Source organism: Mycobacterium sp. NGS18, assembly GCF_059813185.1.
In genome coordinates this window covers 216,321-236,521 of sequence record NZ_JCALEC010000001.1, presented here as the reverse complement: position 1 = coordinate 236,521, position 20,201 = coordinate 216,321, and the positions used below count along the sequence as shown (strand labels likewise).

The 20,201-nt window shown below is 67.7% G+C and carries 22 protein-coding genes and 1 other RNA gene; 11 read left to right on the top strand and 12 right to left on the bottom strand.

Annotation, left to right across the window (positions count from 1 at the left end):
* Positions 1 to 34: 34 nt before the first annotated feature.
* Positions 35 to 535 carry a hypothetical protein gene (locus tag AC5Y31_RS01165; RefSeq protein ID WP_499977470.1) on the top strand — a complete coding sequence of 167 codons (501 nt, stop codon included), beginning with the start codon at positions 35 to 37 and terminating at the stop codon, positions 533 to 535.
* 9 nt (positions 536 to 544) lie between these two features.
* Here the strand turns inward: AC5Y31_RS01165 and AC5Y31_RS01160 are convergent, their stop codons facing one another.
* The 10 genes from AC5Y31_RS01160 to prfB form a co-directional block, all read right to left on the bottom strand.
* Positions 545 to 913 (bottom strand): DUF488 domain-containing protein, encoded by a 369-nt coding sequence (locus AC5Y31_RS01160; protein ID WP_065022874.1) that lies wholly within the window; start codon positions 911 to 913, stop codon positions 545 to 547.
* A 99-nt stretch (positions 914 to 1,012) separates the two neighbouring features.
* Positions 1,013 to 1,405, bottom strand: a transfer-messenger RNA (tmRNA) gene (gene ssrA, locus AC5Y31_RS01155).
* Between the two features lie 109 nt (positions 1,406 to 1,514).
* The gene (locus AC5Y31_RS01150; RefSeq protein ID WP_065022875.1) at positions 1,515 to 2,348 is read right to left on the bottom strand and encodes a maleylpyruvate isomerase family mycothiol-dependent enzyme; all 834 of its coding nucleotides are present in this window, start codon (positions 2,346 to 2,348) and stop codon (positions 1,515 to 1,517) included.
* Positions 2,349 to 2,371: 23 nt separating this feature from the next.
* The gene (locus AC5Y31_RS01145) at positions 2,372 to 3,217 is read right to left on the bottom strand and encodes a DMT family transporter (protein WP_082966272.1); all 846 of its coding nucleotides are present in this window, start codon (positions 3,215 to 3,217) and stop codon (positions 2,372 to 2,374) included.
* The gene (smpB, locus tag AC5Y31_RS01140) at positions 3,214 to 3,714 is read right to left on the bottom strand and encodes an SsrA-binding protein SmpB (protein ID WP_065022891.1); all 501 of its coding nucleotides are present in this window, start codon (positions 3,712 to 3,714) and stop codon (positions 3,214 to 3,216) included. The genes AC5Y31_RS01145 and smpB overlap by 4 nt, the downstream gene beginning before the upstream one ends.
* A gap of 2 nt (positions 3,715 to 3,716) precedes the next feature.
* Positions 3,717 to 4,610, bottom strand: a complete 894-nt coding sequence (gene ftsX, locus AC5Y31_RS01135) for a permease-like cell division protein FtsX (protein ID WP_065022876.1) — start codon at positions 4,608 to 4,610, stop codon at positions 3,717 to 3,719.
* Position 4,611: 1 nt separating this feature from the next.
* The gene (gene ftsE / locus AC5Y31_RS01130; protein WP_065022893.1) at positions 4,612 to 5,301 is read right to left on the bottom strand and encodes a cell division ATP-binding protein FtsE; all 690 of its coding nucleotides are present in this window, start codon (positions 5,299 to 5,301) and stop codon (positions 4,612 to 4,614) included.
* A gap of 50 nt (positions 5,302 to 5,351) precedes the next feature.
* Complete coding sequence (locus AC5Y31_RS01125; protein WP_499977468.1) at positions 5,352 to 5,897, bottom strand: Rv3103c family proline-rich protein; 546 nt, start codon at positions 5,895 to 5,897, stop codon at positions 5,352 to 5,354.
* Positions 5,894 to 6,796: a mechanosensitive ion channel family protein gene (locus AC5Y31_RS01120; protein WP_301634454.1), complete on the bottom strand. Its 903-nt coding sequence runs from the start codon at positions 6,794 to 6,796 to the stop codon at positions 5,894 to 5,896. The genes AC5Y31_RS01125 and AC5Y31_RS01120 overlap by 4 nt, the downstream gene beginning before the upstream one ends.
* Positions 6,797 to 6,800: 4 nt before the next feature.
* A complete protein-coding gene (gene prfB / locus AC5Y31_RS01115) occupies positions 6,801 to 7,907 on the bottom strand; it encodes a peptide chain release factor 2 (RefSeq protein ID WP_065025018.1) in 1,107 nt (368 codons plus the stop codon).
* Positions 7,908 to 8,004: 97 nt separating this feature from the next.
* Between prfB and AC5Y31_RS01110 the strand changes: the two genes are divergently transcribed.
* Positions 8,005 to 9,369 (top strand): FAD-dependent oxidoreductase, encoded by a 1,365-nt coding sequence (locus tag AC5Y31_RS01110; protein WP_499977466.1) that lies wholly within the window; start codon positions 8,005 to 8,007, stop codon positions 9,367 to 9,369.
* Positions 9,370 to 9,375: 6 nt separating this feature from the next.
* Here the strand turns inward: AC5Y31_RS01110 and AC5Y31_RS01105 are convergent, their stop codons facing one another.
* The gene (locus tag AC5Y31_RS01105; protein WP_065025020.1) at positions 9,376 to 9,690 is read right to left on the bottom strand and encodes a hypothetical protein; all 315 of its coding nucleotides are present in this window, start codon (positions 9,688 to 9,690) and stop codon (positions 9,376 to 9,378) included.
* 23 nt (positions 9,691 to 9,713) lie between these two features.
* Between AC5Y31_RS01105 and hisN the strand changes: the two genes are divergently transcribed.
* The 3 genes from hisN to AC5Y31_RS01090 all read left to right on the top strand — a co-directional run bounded on the left by hisN (position 9,714) and on the right by AC5Y31_RS01090 (position 13,282).
* Positions 9,714 to 10,526 (top strand): histidinol-phosphatase, encoded by an 813-nt coding sequence (gene hisN / locus AC5Y31_RS01100; RefSeq protein ID WP_499977464.1) that lies wholly within the window; start codon positions 9,714 to 9,716, stop codon positions 10,524 to 10,526.
* A 110-nt stretch (positions 10,527 to 10,636) separates the two neighbouring features.
* Positions 10,637 to 12,028 (top strand): acyl-CoA dehydrogenase family protein, encoded by a 1,392-nt coding sequence (locus AC5Y31_RS01095; RefSeq protein ID WP_499977463.1) that lies wholly within the window; start codon positions 10,637 to 10,639, stop codon positions 12,026 to 12,028.
* Between the two features lie 45 nt (positions 12,029 to 12,073).
* The gene (locus AC5Y31_RS01090) at positions 12,074 to 13,282 is read left to right on the top strand and encodes an acyl-CoA dehydrogenase family protein (RefSeq protein ID WP_499977462.1); all 1,209 of its coding nucleotides are present in this window, start codon (positions 12,074 to 12,076) and stop codon (positions 13,280 to 13,282) included.
* Between the two features lie 83 nt (positions 13,283 to 13,365).
* Here the strand turns inward: AC5Y31_RS01090 and AC5Y31_RS01085 are convergent, their stop codons facing one another.
* Entirely contained in the window at positions 13,366 to 13,977 is a 612-nt protein-coding gene (locus tag AC5Y31_RS01085) for a TetR/AcrR family transcriptional regulator (protein WP_499977460.1), read from the bottom strand.
* Between the two features lie 69 nt (positions 13,978 to 14,046).
* Here AC5Y31_RS01085 and AC5Y31_RS01080 point away from each other — a divergent pair, with 69 nt between their 5' ends.
* The 6 genes from AC5Y31_RS01080 to AC5Y31_RS01055 all read left to right on the top strand — a co-directional run bounded on the left by AC5Y31_RS01080 (position 14,047) and on the right by AC5Y31_RS01055 (position 20,194).
* Entirely contained in the window at positions 14,047 to 14,829 is a 783-nt protein-coding gene (locus AC5Y31_RS01080) for an SDR family oxidoreductase (RefSeq protein WP_499977458.1), read from the top strand.
* 14 nt (positions 14,830 to 14,843) lie between these two features.
* Positions 14,844 to 15,626, top strand: coding sequence for a crotonase/enoyl-CoA hydratase family protein (locus AC5Y31_RS01075; protein ID WP_499977457.1), 783 nt, complete (start codon positions 14,844 to 14,846; stop codon positions 15,624 to 15,626).
* A gap of 191 nt (positions 15,627 to 15,817) precedes the next feature.
* Entirely contained in the window at positions 15,818 to 16,912 is a 1,095-nt protein-coding gene (locus tag AC5Y31_RS01070; protein ID WP_301634442.1) for a homogentisate 1,2-dioxygenase, read from the top strand.
* Positions 16,909 to 18,093 carry an alpha/beta hydrolase family protein gene (locus AC5Y31_RS01065; protein WP_499977456.1) on the top strand — a complete coding sequence of 395 codons (1,185 nt, stop codon included), beginning with the start codon at positions 16,909 to 16,911 and terminating at the stop codon, positions 18,091 to 18,093. Before AC5Y31_RS01070 ends, AC5Y31_RS01065 begins: the two co-directional genes overlap by 4 nt.
* Positions 18,090 to 19,298, top strand: a complete 1,209-nt coding sequence (locus AC5Y31_RS01060) for a CaiB/BaiF CoA transferase family protein (RefSeq protein WP_499977455.1) — start codon at positions 18,090 to 18,092, stop codon at positions 19,296 to 19,298. The genes AC5Y31_RS01065 and AC5Y31_RS01060 overlap by 4 nt, the downstream gene beginning before the upstream one ends.
* Positions 19,295 to 20,194, top strand: a complete 900-nt coding sequence (locus tag AC5Y31_RS01055) for a hydroxymethylglutaryl-CoA lyase (RefSeq protein ID WP_499977454.1) — start codon at positions 19,295 to 19,297, stop codon at positions 20,192 to 20,194. The genes AC5Y31_RS01060 and AC5Y31_RS01055 overlap by 4 nt, the downstream gene beginning before the upstream one ends.
* The last annotated feature ends 7 nt before the right edge of the window (positions 20,195 to 20,201 follow it).

The window sequence follows — 20,201 nt, the reverse complement described above, 5'->3', positions numbered from 1 at the left end:
TGAAGAGCTACCGCGGCGCAGGAGGTGCCCAGCGATGAATGACGACCCGGCGCAGCGGCCGGTGGTGTTGGCGCTGTGGGATCAGCGGGCCGCGTTCAAGCCGTTTGCCGTGGCCGGCGCAGTCGCGATCGTGGCCGGCGGCGGGTTGGCCGCCGCCATCGCCGCGCCGTCGCCGACCCGTCACGGTGTCTGGGCGGTCGCCTATCTGGTGCTCGTGCTCGGGGTCGGCCAGCTGGTGCTGGGTGCGGGCCAAGCGTTGTTGGCGGCCGAGCCACTGACATCGGGCGCGGCGACGATCACCGCGGCGGCGTTCAACGTCTCGGGCGCGGCGATCGTGCTCGGTGTCGTCACCGACCACATCGTGGTGTTCAACATCGGTGCGGCGCTGCTGTTCGCCGTACTGGCGTGGTTGCTCTACGGGGTGCGGCGCACCGCGCGACGTGGCTGGGCGCTGGTCGCCTACCGGCTGTTCATCGCGGCGTTGATCGTGAGCATTCCGATCGGCATGCTGATCACCACCGCCGGCCGCGGCTAGGCCGCGTCCTCACTGTTGGGCCAGCAGCTTGGCCAGCACCGCAGCCTGGCTGCCGTCCAGATTGCGGGTCGCGGTCACCAGGGTGACGGTTTTCTTGCCTCGGATAAGCGCGCGCAGGGCGTTGAACGCTGTGGTGCCCTGCGGGGTGCGCAGTTCCGCTTGGTAGCGGGAGACGAACTCATCGAACCGCTCGGGCTGGTGGTTGTACCAACCGCGCAGTTCCCGAGACGGCGCCGCATCCTTGAACCACTGCCCCACCCGAGGGTCGTCCTTGCGGAATCCCCGCGGCCACACGCGGTCGACGAGGATCCGCTCGCCGTCGGCTTGGCTGGGTTCGTCGTAAACCCGGGCCACGCGGAACGTGGTTTTGGGGCTCATACCCCAGGGTATCGCCGGCAAGCCGGCCCCGGCTGCATGGCCGGCGGCGGACCGGAAAAAGAAAGCTGGCCAGAGCGTGTGCTCTGGCCAGCTTCTCGGGTGTGGAGCTGCCGGGAATCGAACCCGGGTCCTACGGCATTCCCTCAAGACTTCTCCGTGCGCAGTTCGCTATGCCTCTACTCGGATCTCCCGGTCACGCGAACAAGCCGAGATGACGATCCCAGTCGCTGTTGGTGTCCCGATAAATCCCGCGACCGGACGTATCGGTGGATCCCTCTAGTCGATGCCAGGGTCCGGGCCGAGGGAGGTCCCGGTCTGACAGGCCCGCTATCGCTTAAGCAGCGAGAGCGAAGTCGCTCTGGAGAGCGACCTTAGCCGGAGTAAGTGCAACCTTGGCGCTTACTTGGTTACAGCGACGCTTAACGGTGGTCTCCTGCCTGCACCGGCACGCTTCCCTTGATTCGACACACGCAGTCGAAACCTTTCAGCCCCCTGTCCTTGTTCTCTCTACGCCCGCCAATTCGGCGAGACAACCCATGGTACCGGTCTGCAACGACAGGATGCGGCATCTTTATTTCCGAGGTCACGCCGGTCAGCCGCGTCAGATAACGAAGTTCAGGTGCTCGACGATGCGGGCAGCAACCTCCCGGTCCCCGTCGAGGTCGACCGCCCTGGGAGCCGCGCGCCCGCCGGCGGCCCGGGTGAACGCCACCCCGTCCATCCGGATCACCGCGGTAGGCGCCTGGCCGCCGAAGTCGTCGACAACCTGGGCGCGGCCCTCGACCGCCACCCGGATGGTCCGCGCCAGTGGCCCGGTCAGCTCGAGGGCCACCCGGGAGCCCTGCGGCGCCCCGCCGAGCTTGCCCACCACCCGTCCCATCGCGGCGGCCATCTCATCAAGGGCCAGCCGAGCCGCCGGGCCGACCAGCTCCGCCCCGGAGGCGGGCAGTCCCAGCCCGTCCCGGATGTCGAGCTCATGCATCCAGCAGTCGAAGACCCGCACCCGGATGAACCGTCCGTAGCTGTCCGGCCCCACCGGCGTCATAGTCGGCGCGTTCCAGTCGTCGTCGGATAGTGCCGCCAGCACCGCACGCCGCTGCTGCGTCACCGTCCGGAACCGCCCCAGGATCTCCGCCGGAGATTCGCCGCGCAGGTGACGGACCCAGCACTCGTTGTTGGCACCGATCTCGTTGCGAACATGTTCGAGGGCCGAGACGTCGAGATCGCTTTGCGGAGTGGGTGTTCCGAGCAGCATCGATTCGGTTCCGACAATGTGTGCCACGACATCGCGCACCGACCAGCCAGGCAATGGCACCGGCTGCGTCCACTGCTGGTCGGTCAAACCGCCCAGCAACTTATCGAGGCCATCCCAGCAGGCGAAAAGCCCTGCCAGCACGTCGGACTTGTCGAGCCGGGTCGGGGCGGGGCCGGTCATGGGATCCGATGCTAAACCCGCCGCTACCCGGCGGTGATCATCGCCACCGAAACGACGGCCGCCACCATGCCGATCACTTGCCCGCGGTGCACCCGTTCCCGCAACACCACGATGGCCAACACCACGGTCACCGCCGGGAACAGCGAGATCAGCATGCCGCCCAACGACAGGGGTGCATTCCGCAGCGCCCCCAGCATGGCGACGTTCGCACCGGTATCCATCAGCCCGGCGGTCAGCGACAGCTTCATCGGCGTTCCCGACGGCAGCCGCAGATCACGAGTGGCGGCCGCAATGATGCTGATTACCACCAGCGCCGCCAACCTCGCGAACATCAGCGGCCACAACACGGACTCGGCCGGTGCCTTCTCGATGAACACGAAGTTCAGCCCGAATCCCACCCCCGCGCCGATGGTCAGCCACGCCACCTTCGGGGTGAACCGGTGCGGCCGGATGTCCTCGTCGGTGACTTCCCGGCTCACCAGGACCACCGCGATCAGCGCCAGCATGATGCCGGCGCCGGCGACCAAGCTGGGCCGCTCGCCTTGGAGCAGTCCGGCCGTGACCGGCACCGCGGCCGTCACGACGGCGGACAGCGGCGAAACCACCGAGATGGGGCCGGACCTCAGAGCCGCGTAGAACCACCAGCTGGCCAGCCCCAGCGCCACGCCGCAGGCCGCCCCCCAGCCGACAGCACCCGGACGGATCGGGCCGCCGGTCGCAACCGCCACCGCCGTCAGCCCCACCAGCGCCAGCGGGGTGGACACCAGCAACACCTGCAGCGGTGACACCCTCCGCGACGCGAGGCCGCCGACGAAGTCGCCCGTCCCGAAGCCGGCCGCCGCTACCAGCGCCAGCGAGGCGCCGATCACATGCCCTTGGCGCGGCGTCCCAGCGCGCGGGTGACCTCGCGCTGGGCGTCACGGCGGGCCAGATCCTGCCGCTTGTCATGGGCCTGCTTGCCGCGGGCAAGCGCCAATTCGACTTTCACCTTGCCTTCGGTGAAGTACACCGCCAGCGGCACCAGGGTCAGGTTGCCGTCGCGGATCTTGCCGATGAGCATGTCGATCTGGCGCCGGTGCAACAGCAACTTGCGGGTGCGTCGCGGGTCGTGGTTGGTCCAACTGCCGTGCCGGTACTCGGGAATGTGCATGTTGCGCAGCCACACCTCCCCGTCGTCGACGGTCGCGAACGCATCGACCAGCGAGGCCTGACCGGCCCGCAAACTCTTCACCTCGGTGCCCAGCAGCGCTACCCCGGCCTCGTACACGTCGAGAATCGAATAGTTGTGACGTGCCTTGCGATTCGAGGCAACGATCTGCTTGCCGTCCTGCTTCGCGCTGCGCTTGCCCGCCGCCTTCTTGGCCACCACTACCGCCGGACGTACAGGCGAAGCGTCACATACGACGTCGCCGCGGCCATCGCTGCGCCCAGTAACAGCAGGATCGGTGAGATGTAGAGGATGTCGGCATAGTCGATACGCGCGATCAGATGTGCTTGATAGAACTGGCTGAGCGCATTATCGAGGAACAGTGCCCGCACCACGATCAAACCGATCACCGCGATGATGACACCGACGGTCGCAGCCAGCACCGCCTCCACCAGGAACGGCAACTGGGTGTACCAGCGACTGGCCCCCACCAGACGCATGATCGATACCTCGGTGCGACGGGTGTACGCGGCGACCTGAACCATGTTGGCGATCAACAACACCGCACCGATCGCCTGCACCAGGGCGACGGCGAAGGCGGCGCTGCTCAGCCCGTCGAGCACTGCGAACAGCCGATCGATCAGCTTCTTCTGGTTGAGCACGCTGAGCACACCGGGCTGGTCGACCATCGCGGCGTCGAAATCCGTACTCTGCTCGGGGTTTTCCAGCTTGACGATGAACGACGCCGGAAAGGAGTCCTTGCTCGCCACGTCCTTGAACTCCGGGAACTTGCGGATCGCGTCGGCGTAGGCGTCGTCGGAGTTGAGATAGCGCACCGACTTCACGTCGTCGCGGGCCTCGATGCGCTCGCGCAGCGCCTTGCACGCCGGCGCTTCACAGTTCGGGTCCTCGGCCGCGACGTCGGGGTTCAAGAACACCTGCGATTCGACGCGGTCCAGGTAGATGTTGCGGGACTGGTCGGCAAGGCGCACTACCAGCAGACCGCCGCCGAACAGACCGATCGAGATCGCCGTGGTCAGGATCATCGCCACCGTCATGGTGACGTTGCGGCGCAGCCCGGTCAGGACTTCATTGAAGAGGAATCCGAAGCGCATGTCAGCGGTCCATCCCGTAGACACCGCGCTGTTCGTCGCGCACCAGCCGTCCCAGCGACAGCTCGACGACCCGTTGGCGCATCGAGTCGACGATGTGGTGGTCGTGGGTCGCCATCAGCACGGTGGTTCCGGTGCGGTTGATCCGCTCCAGCAGATCCATGATGTCCGCGCTGGTGTCCGGGTCGAGGTTGCCGGTCGGCTCGTCGGCCAGGAGCACCAGCGGCCGGTTGACGAAGGCCCGCGCGATCGCCACCCGCTGCTGCTCACCGCCGGACAACTCGCCGGGCAGTCGGTTGGCTTTGCCGGACAACCCGACCATCTCCAGCACCTCCGGGACCACCCGGTTGATCATCTCCGGCTTCTTGCCGATGACCTCCAGGGCGAACGCGACGTTCTCGAACACCGTTTTCTGCTGCAGCAGCCGGAAATCCTGGAACACGCAGCCGAGCACTTGGCGCAGGCTCGGGACATGGCGGCCGGGCAGCTTGTTGACGTGGAACTTCGATACCTGGATATCGCCCCTGGTCGGGGTCTCTTCGGCCAGCAGCAGGCGCATGAACGTCGACTTGCCCGAACCGGACGGCCCGATCAGGAACACGAACTCGCCCTTGTCGATCTTGACGTTGATGTCGTCCAGTGCCGGACGGGCCGACGATTTGTACTGCTTGGTGACATGGTCGAGCGTGATCATCACGGCACGCAGTTTAGCCGTGCGGCATGCCGCCGCCGGTCAGGCCAGGTCTACGGTGCCGCGGGATGCGAAGTCGTCGGCGCCGGTCCTGCCGGGGCGGGCTGGGCGGGAAGCTGCGGGGCGGTCTGGGCGGGAAGCAGCGGAGCGCCGGGGACCGCCGGAGGGTGCGACGGTTCGGGCGCGGCCCCGGGGGCCAGCTCGGGCGGCATCGGCGCCGCCGGGGTGGGCGGCGGGCAGAACGGTGGGCAGAACGGGAACCCGGGCACCGGCGACGGGGTCGGCGGCTCGGTCGGCGGCTCGGTCGTGGTCGGCGTGGGGGTGGGTGTCTCGGTGGAGGTCTCCGGCGGCTGCTGCACCTTGGTCCGCGGCACCCAGGTGTAGGCCGGGTCGGGGACGTAGCCGGGCGGCACCACCTGCGGTGCGGCCGGCGGTGTCGGCTCCACCCGGTAGGTCGCGTACACCCACCACACCGCGATGAACGCGATGACCAGCAGCAACGTGGAGGTACGGACCCGGCCGTTGAACAGATGCGTCGGCCAGCGCAGCCCGGCGCCCTCCGACCGGGCGGCCGCCGGCTTGTCCGGCTTGTTCGTCACGGCGCCTCCACCTGCTCCACGTCACCCGCGGTCACCACCCCGGCCGAGGCCAGCGCACGCACCACCTGGATCCGCAGCCGGCGTCCCACCTCGAACTGTTTGCCGGGCAGGGTGCGGGCCACCATCCGCAGATTGACCACACCCAATTCGATGCTCTCCACCCCCATGATCGACGGCTCGTCCAGCAGCAGGTCGCGCAGCGGGGCGTCGGCCTCCATCGCGTTCTCGCACACCTGGTGCAGCACCTCGTTGACCCGGTTCAGGTCGGCATTGGTGGGCACCGGGATATCGACGACCGCACGCGCCCAGTCCTTGGACAGGTTCAGCGATCGCACGATGTTGCCGTTCGGGACGGTGAACACCTCGCCGTCGGCGTTGCGCAATTTGGTGACCCGCAGCGTGACGTCTTCGACCGTTCCCAGCGCCTCCTCCGGCGCCCCGATCATGCTCAACTGCACCAGATCGCCGAAGCCGTACTGCTTTTCGGTGATGATGAAGAATCCGCTGAGCAGGTCTTGCACCAGCTTTTGGGCGCCGAAGCCGATCGCCCCACCGATCACCGCGGCCGGTCCCACCAACGACCCGACCGGGATGTCGAGGATCCCGGTGATCTGCACGGCCACCACCACACCGAGCATCGCCACCGTGACCCAGGAGATCACCGAGGCGACGGCCTGGCGGTGCTTGGAGGCCTCCGAACGCACCAGCGCGTCGCTGGCCTGAAAGCCCAGTTCCAGCCGGCGGGTGACCCGGCGCGCCGCCCAGGTGATGAACCGCGCCGCCAGCACCGCCCCGATCAGCAGCAGGACGATCCGCAACCCCTTGGTAATGACCCACTGGCCGATCTCACCGCTCCACACGTCGTGCCAGCGCTGACCCGGCGAGAACGCCAATACCATCGGGTCAGTCCTCCTCCGGCCGGTTGCGCCAACGGATTCCGGCTTCTAGAAATCCGTCGATGTCACCGTCGAGCACCGCCGCCGGGTTGCCGACCTCATATTCGGTGCGCAGGTCCTTGACCATCTGATAGGGGTGCAGCACATAGGAGCGCATCTGATTGCCCCACGAACTGCCGCCGTCTCCCTTGAGCGCGTCGAGTTCAGCGCGCTCCTCAGAACGCTTGCGCTCCAACAATTTCGCCTGCAGCACCCGCATCGCCGACACTTTGTTCTGCAACTGGGACTTCTCGTTCTGACAGGTCACGACGATCCCGGTCGGGACGTGGGTGAGGCGCACCGCGGAGTCGGTGGTGTTCACCGACTGCCCCCCGGGGCCACTGGAGCGGTAGACGTCGACGCGGACATCGCCCTCGGGGATGTCGATGTGGTCGGTGGTCTCCACCACCGGCAGCACCTCGACCTCGGCGAACGACGTCTGCCGGCGGCTCTGGTTGTCGAACGGGCTGATCCGCACCAGCCGGTGGGTGCCCTGCTCCACCGAGAGCGTGCCGTAGGCGAACGGGGCGTGCACCGCGAACGTCGCGCTCTTGATACCGGCCTCTTCGGCGTAGGAGGTGTCGAACACCTCGACGCCGTACTTGTGCTGTTCGGCCCAGCGGATGTACATCCGCATCAGCATCTCGGCCCAGTCCGCGGCGTCCACGCCGCCCGCTCCGGAGCGGATGGTGACCAGCGCCTCACGCTCGTCGTACTCGCCGGACAGCAGCGTGCGGACCTCCATCGCGTCGATGTCCTCGCGCAGCTTGGCCAGTTCGGCGTCGGCCTCGGCGACCTCCTCTGCCCCACCCTCCTCGGCCGCCAGCTCGTAGAGCACCGGCAGGTCGTCGACGCGCTGGCGCAGATCCTCCACCCGGCGCAACTCGGCCTGGGCGTGTGACAGCTCACTGGTCACCCGCTGGGCGCGGGCCTGGTCGTCCCACAGGTTGGGGTCGGAGGCCTCGTGCTCGAGCTTGTCGATGCGGCTGCGCAGGCCGTCGACGTCTAGCACCCGCTCCACCGTGGTCAAAGTGGCGTCAAGGGCGGCGATGTCGGGCTGGCGGTCGGGTTCCACGTTTATCGAGGTTACCGGCGAGCACCGGGGGTCGACCTTTAGCATCGGGGATACGCCGGTGCGTGCACGACTTCCGACAAGGAAAGAAGGTTCGAGGATGCGGCCCTACCATGTCGCGATCGTCGGCTCGGGTCCATCCGGGTACTTTGCCGCGGCCTCCCTGCTCAAGCTGGCCGGGGGCGGTGAGGTCGATGTGCGCGTCGACATGCTGGAGATGCTGCCGACGCCGTGGGGCCTGGTGCGTTCCGGTGTGGCCCCGGATCACCCGAAGATCAAGTCGATCAGCGCGCAGTTCGAGAAGACCGCCGCCGATCCCCGATTCCGGTTCTTCGGCAACATCGCCGTCGGCGAGCACGTCCAGCCCGCGGAACTGGCCGAACGCTATGACGCGGTGATCTACGCCGTGGGCGCCCAAACCGACCGCCATCTGGGCATCCCCGGCGAAGACCTGCCCGGCAGCGTCCCGGCTGTCGACTTCGTCGGCTGGTACAACTGCCATCCGCACTTCAAGGACATGGCTGTCGACCTGACCGGGAAGCGCGCGGTGGTGATCGGCAACGGCAATGTCGCCCTGGACGTGGCCCGCATCCTGGTCAGCGATCCCGCAGAACTGCGCGGTACCGACATCGCCGACCACGCGCTGGAACTGCTCGAACCGCGCGGTATCGAAGAGGTGGTGATCATCGGCCGGCGCGGGCTCTTGCAGGCCACCTTCACCAGCCCGGAACTGCGGGAACTGGGCGACATGAAGAGCCTCGAGAACGTCGACGTGGTGATCGCACCCGAGGAGTTGGCCGGGATCACCGACGCCGACGTCGACGCCGCCGGCAAGCACGCCAAGGCGAACTACAAGGTGCTCAGCGGCTACGTCGGCCGCGAGCAGCATCCGGGCAATCGCCGCATCGTGTTCCGGTTCCACACCTCCCCGATCGAGATCCGCGGCGAGGGCCGGGTCCAGGAGATCGTGTTGGGCCGCAACGAGCTGGTCACCGACGAGCAGGGCCGGGTCAGCGCCCGCGACACCGGCGAGCGCGAAGTCCTGCCGGTGGATCTGGTGGTGCGGGCGGTCGGTTACCGCGGGGTACCGACGCCGGGTCTGCCGTTCGACGAGCGCAGCTGCACCATTCCGCATGCCGACGGCCGTATCGAAGGCACCCGCAATCAGTACGTGGTCGGCTGGATCAAGCGCGGGCCGTCCGGGGTGATCGGTTCCAACAAGAGCGACTCGCAAGCCACCGTCGACACCCTCGCCGCCGACCTGGCCGCCGCCGAGCTTGCCGATGTCGACGCCGACCATGACGTGCAGCTGCTCAAGTGGCTATTGTCGCGGCAGCCCGAGCTGGTCACCGGCGAGCATTGGCAGCTGATCGACGCCCACGAGCGGTCCTCCGGTGAGCCGCACGGCCGGCCCCGCGTCAAGCTGGTCAGTGTGGCCGAGATGCTGCGGGTCGGGCGCGGCTGAGCCCGGTCACTGCCCGGTCAGATTCCAGTTGTCAGGGTTACGGGGCGAATACACCACCGGCAGCAGGTCCCCGATGCTCGGCCAGTTGGCCACGTCGACCGCGAGCCGCTGGTAGACCTCGTGCTCGTCAACCGTGGGCCCCTTGATGACGCCGGTAATCGTGACGTACTGCGCCCCTTCGGCGTCGGGTCGGGGGCTGACACCGGTGACCAGCAAGGTGCCCTCCTGCGCTTTGCCGCCCGGTCCCGGCCGGAAGAACCGCGGCGCCACGAACACCGCCAGAATCGCCAGCAGCAACAACAGCGCCCACATCTCCCACATCAGGCCATGGTAGGACTGCAGCCATGGCGCACAGCAACGACAATCCCGACTCCGATCTCCACCAAGACCTGACCCTGGCGTTGGCGCTGGCCGACCGGGCGGACGCGATCACCTTGGCCCGATTCGGTGCACTCGACCTGCGGGTGGACACCAAGCCGGATCTCACCCCGGTCACCGACGCCGACCAGGCGGTGGAGACCGCGCTGCGCGAGATACTCGCCGCCGAGCGGGCCGCCGACGAGATCCTCGGTGAAGAGTTCGGCGGCACAGCGTCCTTCAGCGGTCGCCAGTGGATCATCGATCCGATCGACGGCACCAAGAACTTCGTCCGCGGCGTCCCGGTCTGGGCCACCCTGATCGCGCTGCTGATCGACGGGGTGCCCCGCGTCGGGGTCATCAGCGCCCCCGCATTGAGCAGGCGGTGGTGGGCCGCGGATGGCCAGGGCGCGTTCGGCGCGTTCGGTGACGGCCCGCCACGACGACTGTCGGTGTCCGCGGTGGGCGACCTGGACTCGGCCAGCCTGTCGTTCGCCGGCCTGACGACGTGGGCGCTGCGCGGCCTGCGCGAGCAATTCCTCGACCTGACCGAGTCGGTGTGGCGGGTACGTGCCTACGGCGACTTTTGGGCGTACTGCCTGCTGGCCGAGGGCGCGGTCGACGTCGTCGTCGAACCGGCGGTGTCGGTGTGGGACCTGGCCCCCCTCGACGTGCTGGTGCGCGAGGCGGGTGGCACATTCAGCGATCTGGACGGCAACGCCGGGCCGCACGGCGGCAGCGCGGTGGCAGCCAACGCCCTGTTGCACCAGTCGGTGTTGGGTCGCCTGACCGCAGGTTAAGGGCGCCGCGGCGGGTGCCGCTGAGGACTTCGTCACACCTTACTATCGAGTTATCTTACTTCGGAGTAAGGTGGTCTCACCGATACTTTCCTTTTCAGTGAGGCTCTGACATGACTGACACTGCATCCCTCGCCCCCGGCTCCAAGGACAAGCGATCTGGCCGGTCGAGTGCCATCGGGCCGGAGAAGCCCAGGCGCACCCCGATCGCCACCGCACTGGCATTCGTCACTCCCCTGATCAGCCGGGAGTTTCTGGACCGGCACAACCTGCGCAATCCGCTCAACCGCACCCTGAACTACGGGGTCAAGACGGTCTTCTCGGTGGCTGGGGCGACCGGCCGTGAGTTCAAGCGGGTCCAGACCCTGGGCAAGGCCCCCACCCGGCTCAAGGCGAGCGGCAAGGATTACTTCGATCTGACCCCCGACGACGAGCAGCAGATGATCGTCGAGACGGTCGAGGAGTTCGCCGCCGAGATCCTGCGCCCGGCCGCCCACGACGCCGACGAGGCTGCCGACCACCCGCACGAATTGATCACCAAGGCCGCCGAACTGGGCATCACCGCGATCAACATCCCCGAGGACTTCGACGGAATCGCCGCGCACCGCTCCGCGATCACCAACGTCCTGGTCGCCGAGGCATTGGCCTACGGCGACATGGGCCTGGCCCTGCCGATCCTGGCGCCGGGCGGGGTGGCCGCGGCGTTGACCCACTGGGGCAGCGCCGACCAGCAAGCCACCTACCTTCCGGAGTTCGCCGGGGAGAAGGTGCCCCAGGCGTGTGTGGCCATCACCGAGCCGCAGCCGCTGTTCGACCCCACCAACCTGAAGACCACCGCGGTGCGCACCCCGAGCGGCTACCGGCTGGACGGCGTCAAGTCCCTGGTACCGGCGGCGGCCAGCGCCGAACTGTTTATCGTGGCCGCGCAGCTCAACGGCAAGCCGGCCCTGTTCATCGTGGAGTTTTCGGCCCAAGGCCTGACCGTCAAAGCCGACCCCAGCATGGGTGTCCGTGCCGCCGCGCTGGGCCAGCTCGAGCTGAACAAGGTGTCGGTGCCGTTGAGCGCCCGCCTCGGCGAGGACGCGGCCACCGATGCGGATTACTCCGAAGCGATCGCGCTGTCCCGGCTGGGTTGGGCGGCGTTGGCGGTCGGCACCAGCCACGCGGTGCTCGATTACGTGATGCCCTACATCAAGGAGCGCCAGGCCTTCGGCGAGCCGATCGCCAACCGGCAGTCGGTGGCGTTCATGTGCGCCAACATCGCCATCGAACTCGACGGCCTGCGCCTGATGGCCTGGCGCGGGGCGGCGCGTGCCGAGCAGGGCTTGCCGTTCATCCGAGAGGCCGCGCTGGCCAAGCGGATCGCCACCGACAAGGGCATGCAGATCGGCCTGGACGGCGTGCAGCTGCTCGGTGGTCACGGCTACATCAAGGAACACCCGGTCGAACGCTGGTACCGCGACCTGCGGGCCGTCGGCGTCGCCGAGGGCATCGTAGTGATCTAGCGGTCATTCAACCTTTTTTCCCGATACCGACCTGAAAGACCTGACATGGCAATCAATCTGGAACTGCCCAAGAAGCTGCAGCATGTCGTCGAGATGACGCACGCCGGCGCCGCCGAGATGTTGCGCCCGATCTCACGCAAGTACGACCAGCGCGAGCACGCCTACCCGGTCGAACTCGACACGCTCGAGACCCTGTTCGATGGGGTGTCGAAGGCCGGCGGTAACGCGCTGGCCGGCGCCGAGGCGTTCCGCGAGAACGAGGGCAAAGAGGGCAACCGCAACGGCGCCAACATGGCCGCGCTGCTTCAGGTTCTCGAGATGAGTTGGGGCGACGTCGCTTTGATGCTCTCGGTGCCTTACCAAGGACTGGGCAACGCGGCGATCTCCGGCGTGGCCACCGACGAACAGCTCCAGCGGCTCGGCAAGGTGTGGGCGGCCATGGCGATCACCGAGCCGAGCTTCGGTTCCGACTCGGCCGCGGTGACCACCACGGCCACCCTGGACGGCGACGAGTACGTGATCAACGGTGAGAAGATCTTCGTCACCGCCGGATCACGCTGCACCCACATCGTGGTGTGGGCGACGCTGGACAAGTCCTTGGGCCGCGCGGCGATCAAGTCGTTCATCGTGCCGCGCGAGCACCCCGGCGTCATCGTCGAACGCCTGGAGCACAAGCTCGGGATCAAGGCCTCCGACACCGCGGTGATCCGGTTCGACAACGCCCGCATCCCCAAGGACAACCTGCTGGGCAGCCCGGAGATCAACACCGAGAAGAGCTTCTCCGGGGTCATGGAGACTTTCGACAACACCCGGCCGATCGTCGCGGCGATGGCGATCGGGGTGGCCCGCGCCGCCCTGGAGGAGCTGCGCAAGATCCTCACCGACGCCGGCGTGGAGATCTCCTACGACCAGCCGGCCCACGCCCAGAGCGCCCCGGCCGCCGAGTTCCTGCGGATGGAGGCCGACTGGGAGTCGGCCTACCTGCTGACGCTGCGCTCGGCGTGGCAGGCCGACAACAACATCCCCAACTCCAAAGAGGCGTCGATGGGCAAGGCCAAGGCCGGCCGGATGGCCACCGACGTCACGCTCAAGACCGTCGAGCTGGCCGGCACCACCGGCTACTCCGAGCAGACGCTGCTGGAGAAGTGGGGCCGCGACTCGAAGATCCTCGACATCTTCGAAGGCACCCAGCAGATTCAGCAGCTGGTGGTGGCCCGCCGGCTGCTGGGCCTGTCGTCGGCCGAGCTGAAGTAGCGCCTTCCCCGGCGAACAGTCGCGAAAGCCCCCATTTCGGCACCGAAATGGGGGTTTTCGCGTCTGCTCGCGGCATCTCCTGACTACTGCGGTGCGCTCACCGGTGGCTGAATCAACGGCCCGAAGCTGGCATTGACGGCGTCGAGCGCCCGGGTGTCGCGCGCGGATAGCGCAATGACGAAGGCGCCCTGGATGAGTGCCAGCACGGCGTGCGAAAGCTCCTCGGCGGAGCGGTCGTCGCGCACGTCGCCGCACCTCTGTCCGGCCTGCATCAGCTCGCTCAGCGCGCGATGCCAGCCGGACAGTGCGACGGTGAGGCGGTCGCGGAACGGCGCGGAGTCGGCCGCCAGTTCGGTGGAGAACTTGCCGGCCAGACAGGCCCGCTGGAAGCCGGACCGGACGAACCGGGCGGTGAGTTCAGCGAAGTAGCCGGTGAGTTTATCGGTGGTGCTGAGGGTTTCGTCTTCGGTCCACTTGGCCAGTGCGTCCAACTGGAGTTGCATATAACGGTCCAGCACGGCCATGCCGAACGCATCTTTAGACCCGAAGTGATGGTAGAAGGAGCCCTTGGGCACCCCGGACGCCGCCAAGATGGCGTCGACAGTGGTGCCGTGAAACCCGGTCGCATAAAACGACTTCATCCCCTGGCGGAGCAGTCGCTCTTTGTGGGGCAGAGCTTTCGCCACGGCTGCCATCGCTTCCCTCTAATCTTGACGATCTAGTCTAGACGACCTAGTCTAGCCGATGACCGAGCAGGAGGACGCGTGTTCCCAGAACTGTTTTCCGTGGCCGGCAAGACGGCCCTAGTCACCGGCGGCACCAGCGGAATCGGCTACATGATCGCCGAGGGATACCTGCGCGCCGGAGTCCGGGTGTATGTCTCCTCGCGCAAACCCGAGGCCTGCCGACAAGCCGAGCAGGTTCTCTCGCAGTTCGGCGAGGTGCATGCGATCCCCGCCGACGTCAGCCGGGAAGACCAGTGCCGCAGCCTGATCGATGCCATCGCAGCGCGCGAAGGCCGGCTGCACATCCTGGTCAACAATGCCGGCGCCACCTGGGGCGCGGCGTTCGACGACTTCCCGCCGGCCGCCTTCGACAAGGTACTGACCCTCAACGTCAAGGCACCGTTCGTGCTGACCCAGCTGGCCCGGCCAATGCTGGAGGCCGCCTCGGCCGCCGATGACCCCGCCCGGGTGATCAACATCGGCTCGATCGACGGCCTGGCGGTGCCCCGGGTGGGCAACTTCTCCTATTCGGCATCCAAGGCGGCGATCCACCAGCTGACTCGGCACCTGGCGGCGGAGCTGGCACCGAGCATCCTGGTCAACGCGATCGCTCCCGGCCCGTTCCCGTCGAAGATGATGGCAGCGACCCTCGACGCCGTCGGCGAACAACTCGCGGCCGCCAGCCCGGTCAAACGCATCGGCCGCACCGAGGACATCGCCGCCGCCGCGGTGTATCTGGCCGCACCGGCCACCAATTTCATGACCGGAGCGGTCATCCCGCTCGACGGCGGATTGAGCACCACCGCCGGTATCCGGCTCTAAAGGAGGACATTGTCGTGAGTTACGAGACGTTGACGATCCGCCGCGACGGCCACGTGTTCATCATCGGCCTGGACCGAGCCGAGAAGCGCAACGCGTTCGACGCCGTCATGCTGCGCGAACTATCCGCCGCCTACGGAGAATTCGATGCCGATGACAGCCTGCGGGCCGCCGTGCTCTACGGCGAGGGACCGATGTTCACGGCCGGCCTGGACCTGGCCAATGTGGCCGGCGACATTGCCAACAACGTCTCCTACGTTCCCGACGGCGGCATCAATCCCTGGCAGGTCGACGGCCGGCAGCTGTCCAAGCCGCTCGTCACGGCCGTGCACGGCAAGGTGCTCACGCTCGGCATCGAGCTCATGCTCGCCGGCGACATCGCCGTCGCGGCCGAGTCGGCCACCTTCGCGCAACTGGAAATCGCCCGCGGCATATACCCGTTCGGCGGGGCCACCATCCGATTCCCGCGAGCAGCCGGATGGGGCAACGCCATGCGGTGGATCCTGACTGCCGACACCTTCGACGCCCGAGAAGCGCATCGCATCGGCATCGTCCAGGAGGTCGTACCCGACGGCGAGCAAGTGACCCGGGCCATCGAGATCGCCCAGACCATCGCCCGACAGGCGCCGCTAGGCGTGCAAGCCACCCTGCGCAGTGCCCGCCAGGCGGTGCGCGACGGCGACGCCGCGGCCGAGGCCGACTTGGTGCCGGGAGTCCAGAAGCTGTTCGCCAGCGAGGACGCCGCCATCGGGGTGCAGGCGTTTCTGTCCCGCAGCACCGCGGAGTTCGTCGGCCGCTGAGTCCCCAGACGTTGCCCCTCCTCCGCCGAGCAGTCCCCCGCAAGCGGGAGGTGCCCCCAGCGTAAGCCCCCAATTTGGTGCGGATTTGGGGGCTTACGCGTCTGCTCGCGGCAACAAAGCGCCCCTTGCACCCGTCCGAAACAAAAAGTAATGTTGCTTTTACTTTCTGGACGACTATCCGGGGGCCACCGATGGAATCCTTCGTTCACCTGCGCAAAGGCACCACTCCCCGGCGCCTGCACGCCGATCTGGACGGCCTCAAAGACGACGAACTGGGCCGCGGCGGGTTCACCGGCCGCACCGCCAACATGTACCGGCGCCACGACCCGACCGCCTACCGCGCCGAGGGCCCGCTACGGCCCATCGACGTGCTGGCCACCCAGCTCGAACCGACCGACGCCACCGATCCCGCCGGCGGGCCGCTGCGGCTGTTCGACAATGCCGACTGCTGCATCTCGCTGTCCCGGCGCTCGGCGGAGATGCCGTTTCACGTCCGCTACGTCGACGGCGACCTGCTGTGCTTCGTCCACACCGGTTCCGGGCGACTGGAGACCGAGTTCGGTCCGCTGGACTACCGCGAAGGCGACTGGGTCTACCTTCCCAAGGCGACCACCTGGCGACAAGTGCCCGCCGCCGAAACGACACTGCTGCTGATTCAGGCCACCGACGAATTCCGGGTCCCGCCGCCGGGACCGCTGGGCCGGCACTTTCCATTCGACCCGTCGCAGGCAGTCATCCCCGAGCCGACTCCCCTCGAGGACGACGGACGCGACAGCTACGAGGTCCGGTTGATCCATGAGGGCGGGCCGACGACGCTTCACTACCAACACAATCCGATCGACGTCGAAGGGTGGCGCGGCGACAACTTCGCTTTCACCTTCAACATCGCCGACTACCACGTGATCACTTCCGACAGCGTGCACCTGCCCCCGACGGTGCACCTGTTCATGCAGGCCACCGGGGTGTACGTGATGAACTTCCTACCCAAGCCCGCCGAAGGAGTGCCGGGAACCGAGCGCACCCCCTGGTATCACCGCAACGTCGACTACGACGAGATCGCGTTCTTCCACGGCGGATCGCTCTATGGGATTCCGATGCCGCCGGGCCTGATCAGCCATGCACCGCAAGGCGTGCATCACGGCGCGCCGGAGAAGGCCCGCGAACGCGCCCGCCGCAAGTTCGACGACTACCAGCGCGTCGACTGGCAGGTGATCGCCATCGACACCCGCCGTCGGCTCACCCCGTCACCGGAAGTTCTCGCCCACGACCTAGGACAGCACGCATGAGCACCAAGCACGACTACGAACGCATCCCGTATCTGGTTGCCTACCAGAACAATTCCGGTGTCCGAGACGTCTACGGCGGCGTCGCCGAACTGGTGGTGCTGGAAAGCTACCTGCTGCGGCCGAAGAACAACCCGAGCGACACCGTGCTGGTGTTCATGCACCCGATCGGCGGTGGCGCCTACCTGCCGATGGTCAACGCGCTGGCCCGCGCCGGCCACCATGTCATCTACTGCAACAGTCGATTCCGCGGCACGGACTCCGCACTGCTGATGGAGAAGGTGGTCGAAGACCTCGGGGAATGCCTCAAAGACGCCAAGAATCGGCTCGGCTATTCCAAGGTGGTGTTGGCCGGCTGGAGCGGCGGCGGCTCGCTGTCGCTGTTTTACCAGCAGCAGGCGCAGCATCCGACGGTGACGGCCAGCCCGTCCGGCGATGGCCCCGACCTGACCAAGCTCGGGCTGATCCCCGCCGACGGCATCATGCTGTTGGCCGCGCACATCAGTCGGCACGGCACCATGACCGAATGGCTGGACGCCTCGATCCTCGACGAATCCGATCCGACCAGGCGGGACCCGGAGCTGGATCTCTACAACCCCGACAACCCCAACCAGCCGCCGTACACCGAAGAATTCCTGGACCGCTACCGCCAGGCCCAGATCGAGCGGAACCGCCGGATCACCGCCTGGGTCAAGGCGAAGCTGGCCGAACTTCAAAGCAGCGGCCGCCCCGATGACGAGTTCGCGTTCGTGGTGCACGGCACCATGGCCGACCCGCGCTGGCTGGATCCGGCGGTGGACCCCAACGACCGCACCCCCGGCAGCTGCTATCTGGGCGATCCGCAGGTGGTGAACATGAGCCCGGTCGGTCTGGCGCGGTTCTGCACGCTGCGCAGCTGGCTGTCGCAGTGGAGCTACGACGACGCCAACGGCGACGGAGTCGACTGCGGCAACGACATCGCGGTTCCCGCCCTGGTGATCGGCAACATGGCCGACGACGCCTGCACGCCCAGCCACACCCGCCGGCTCTTCGAGGCGATCGGACACCCCGACAAGGAGATGCACGAAATCCCCGGCGCCAACCACTATTACGCCGGCCCGGATCAGCGCGGTGCGCTGCGCCAGGCCGTCGACATCGTCACCGATTGGCTGGAACGGCATGAGTTCGTAGGCTCGTCGGTATGACCCCAACCACCGGTGCGCTGGACGGCATCCGCGTCCTCGAGCTCGGCACGCTGATCTCCGGGCCGTTCGGCGGGCGCCTGCTCGGTGACCTGGGCGCCGAGGTCATCAAGATCGAGCTGCCCGGCAAGCCCGATCCGCTGCGCACCTGGGGGCAGGCCGAGGTCGACGGCCACCACTTCTTCTGGACCGTGCATGCCCGCAACAAGAAGGCCGTCACGCTGGACCTGCGCGCCGACCGCGGGCGCGAGCTGTTCCTGCAGCTGATCGAGAACGTCGACATCGTCGTGGAGAATTTCCGCCCGGGCACGCTGGAGCGCTGGGGACTGGGTTACGACGTGCTGCGCGCGCACAACCGCGGCATCATCCTCGTGCGGGTCTCCGGATACGGGCAGACCGGGCCGGACGCCCACAAGGCCGGCTACGCCTCGGTCGCCGAGGCGGCCAGCGGGCTGCGGCACATGAACGGCTTCCCGGGCGGACCACCACCACGGCTGGCGCTCTCGCTGGGCGACAGCCTGGCCGGCATGTTCGCCGCCCAGGGCGCGCTCGCCGCGCTGTACCGGCGCACCGTCACCGGCCAGGGCCAGGTCGTCGACGTCGCACTGACCGAATCCTGCTTGGCCATCCAAGAATCCACCATCCCCGACTACGACGTCGGCGGTGTGGTGCGCGGGCCTTCGGGAACCCGCCTGGAAGGCATCGCGCCGTCGAACATCTACCAGGCGAGTGACGGCAGCTGGGTGGTGATCGCCGCCAACCAGGACAGCGTGTTCGCCCGGCTGTGCCAGGCCATGGACCAACCCGAGCTGGCGACCGACCCGCGGTTCGCCGGCCATGTGGCGCGCGGGCGCAACCAGGACGAACTGGACGCGATCATCGGCGAATGGGCCGCGCAGCGTAAGCCCGAGGACATCATCGCCACGCTGAGTGACGCCGGAGTGATCTCCGGACCGATCAACACCGTCGCCGAGGTGGTCAACGACCCACAGCTGCGGGCCCGTGGCATGCTCGCCGAGCACTGGGACGAAGGGGCCGAACGCACTGTGCTGGGCCCCGGGATCATCCCGGTGCTCTCCGAGAGCCCGGGAACAATCCGCAACGCCGGCTCGGCCCGGCCCGGCCAACACAACGACGAGGTCTACACCGGACTGCTCGGTAAGACAGCGGCAGAACTGGACGCCCTGCGCGCCGAGGGGGTGCTGTGATTCCCAGCGAAGTCTCGATCCGCGAGGTGGCATTGCGCGACGGGCTGCAGATCGAGCAGCCGATCCCGTTGCGCGCCAAACTCGAACTGCTGGACGCGATCGCCGCCACCGGAGTACGCGAAGTCGAGGTGACCTCGTTCGTCTCCCCCACCAAGGTTCCCGCACTGGCCGATGCCGCCGAACTCGCCGCCGAACTGTGGCGCTACCCGGGCCTGGAGTTCTCCGCGCTGGTCGCCAGCCCCGGTGGCGCTGCCCGGGCGGTGGCCGCGGGCCTGACCTCGCTCGAATACGTGGTGTGCGCCACGGATTCGTTCAGCTCGGCCAACGTCGGCCGGCCGACCACGGAAGCAGTTGCCGCGATCCCCGACATCGTCGGCATCGCACACGATGCCGGCGGGTCCGTCGAGGTCATCATCGCCACCGCCTGGGACTGCCCGTTCGACGGCCCGACAGCACCCGGCCGCGTCACCGCAATCGCCGAATCGGCCAGCGGTTTCGGAGTCGACCGGCTGGCAATCGCCGACACCATCGGCACCACCACTCCCCGACGCGTCACCGATCTGATCGCGGCCATGCGCCCCATCATCGGCGACATGGCCCTGGGGGCGCACTTCCACAACACCCGCGGCGCCGGGCTGGCCTGCGCCTACGCCGCCGTCAGCTCCGGTGTGACCCGCCTGGACGCCTCCGCCGGCGGCCTGGGCGGTTGCCCGTTCGCCCCCGGTGCCACCGGCAACATCGCCACCGAGGACCTGGTTTATCTGCTGGGCGACTGCGGTATCGACACCGGCATCGACCTGCAGGCCGCCATCGCCGCGGCCGGCGTGGCCAGTTCGGTCGTCGGACACGGGTTGCCCAGCGCGCTGCTGGCGGCCGGAGACCGGAAACGGGACTGAACGCCAC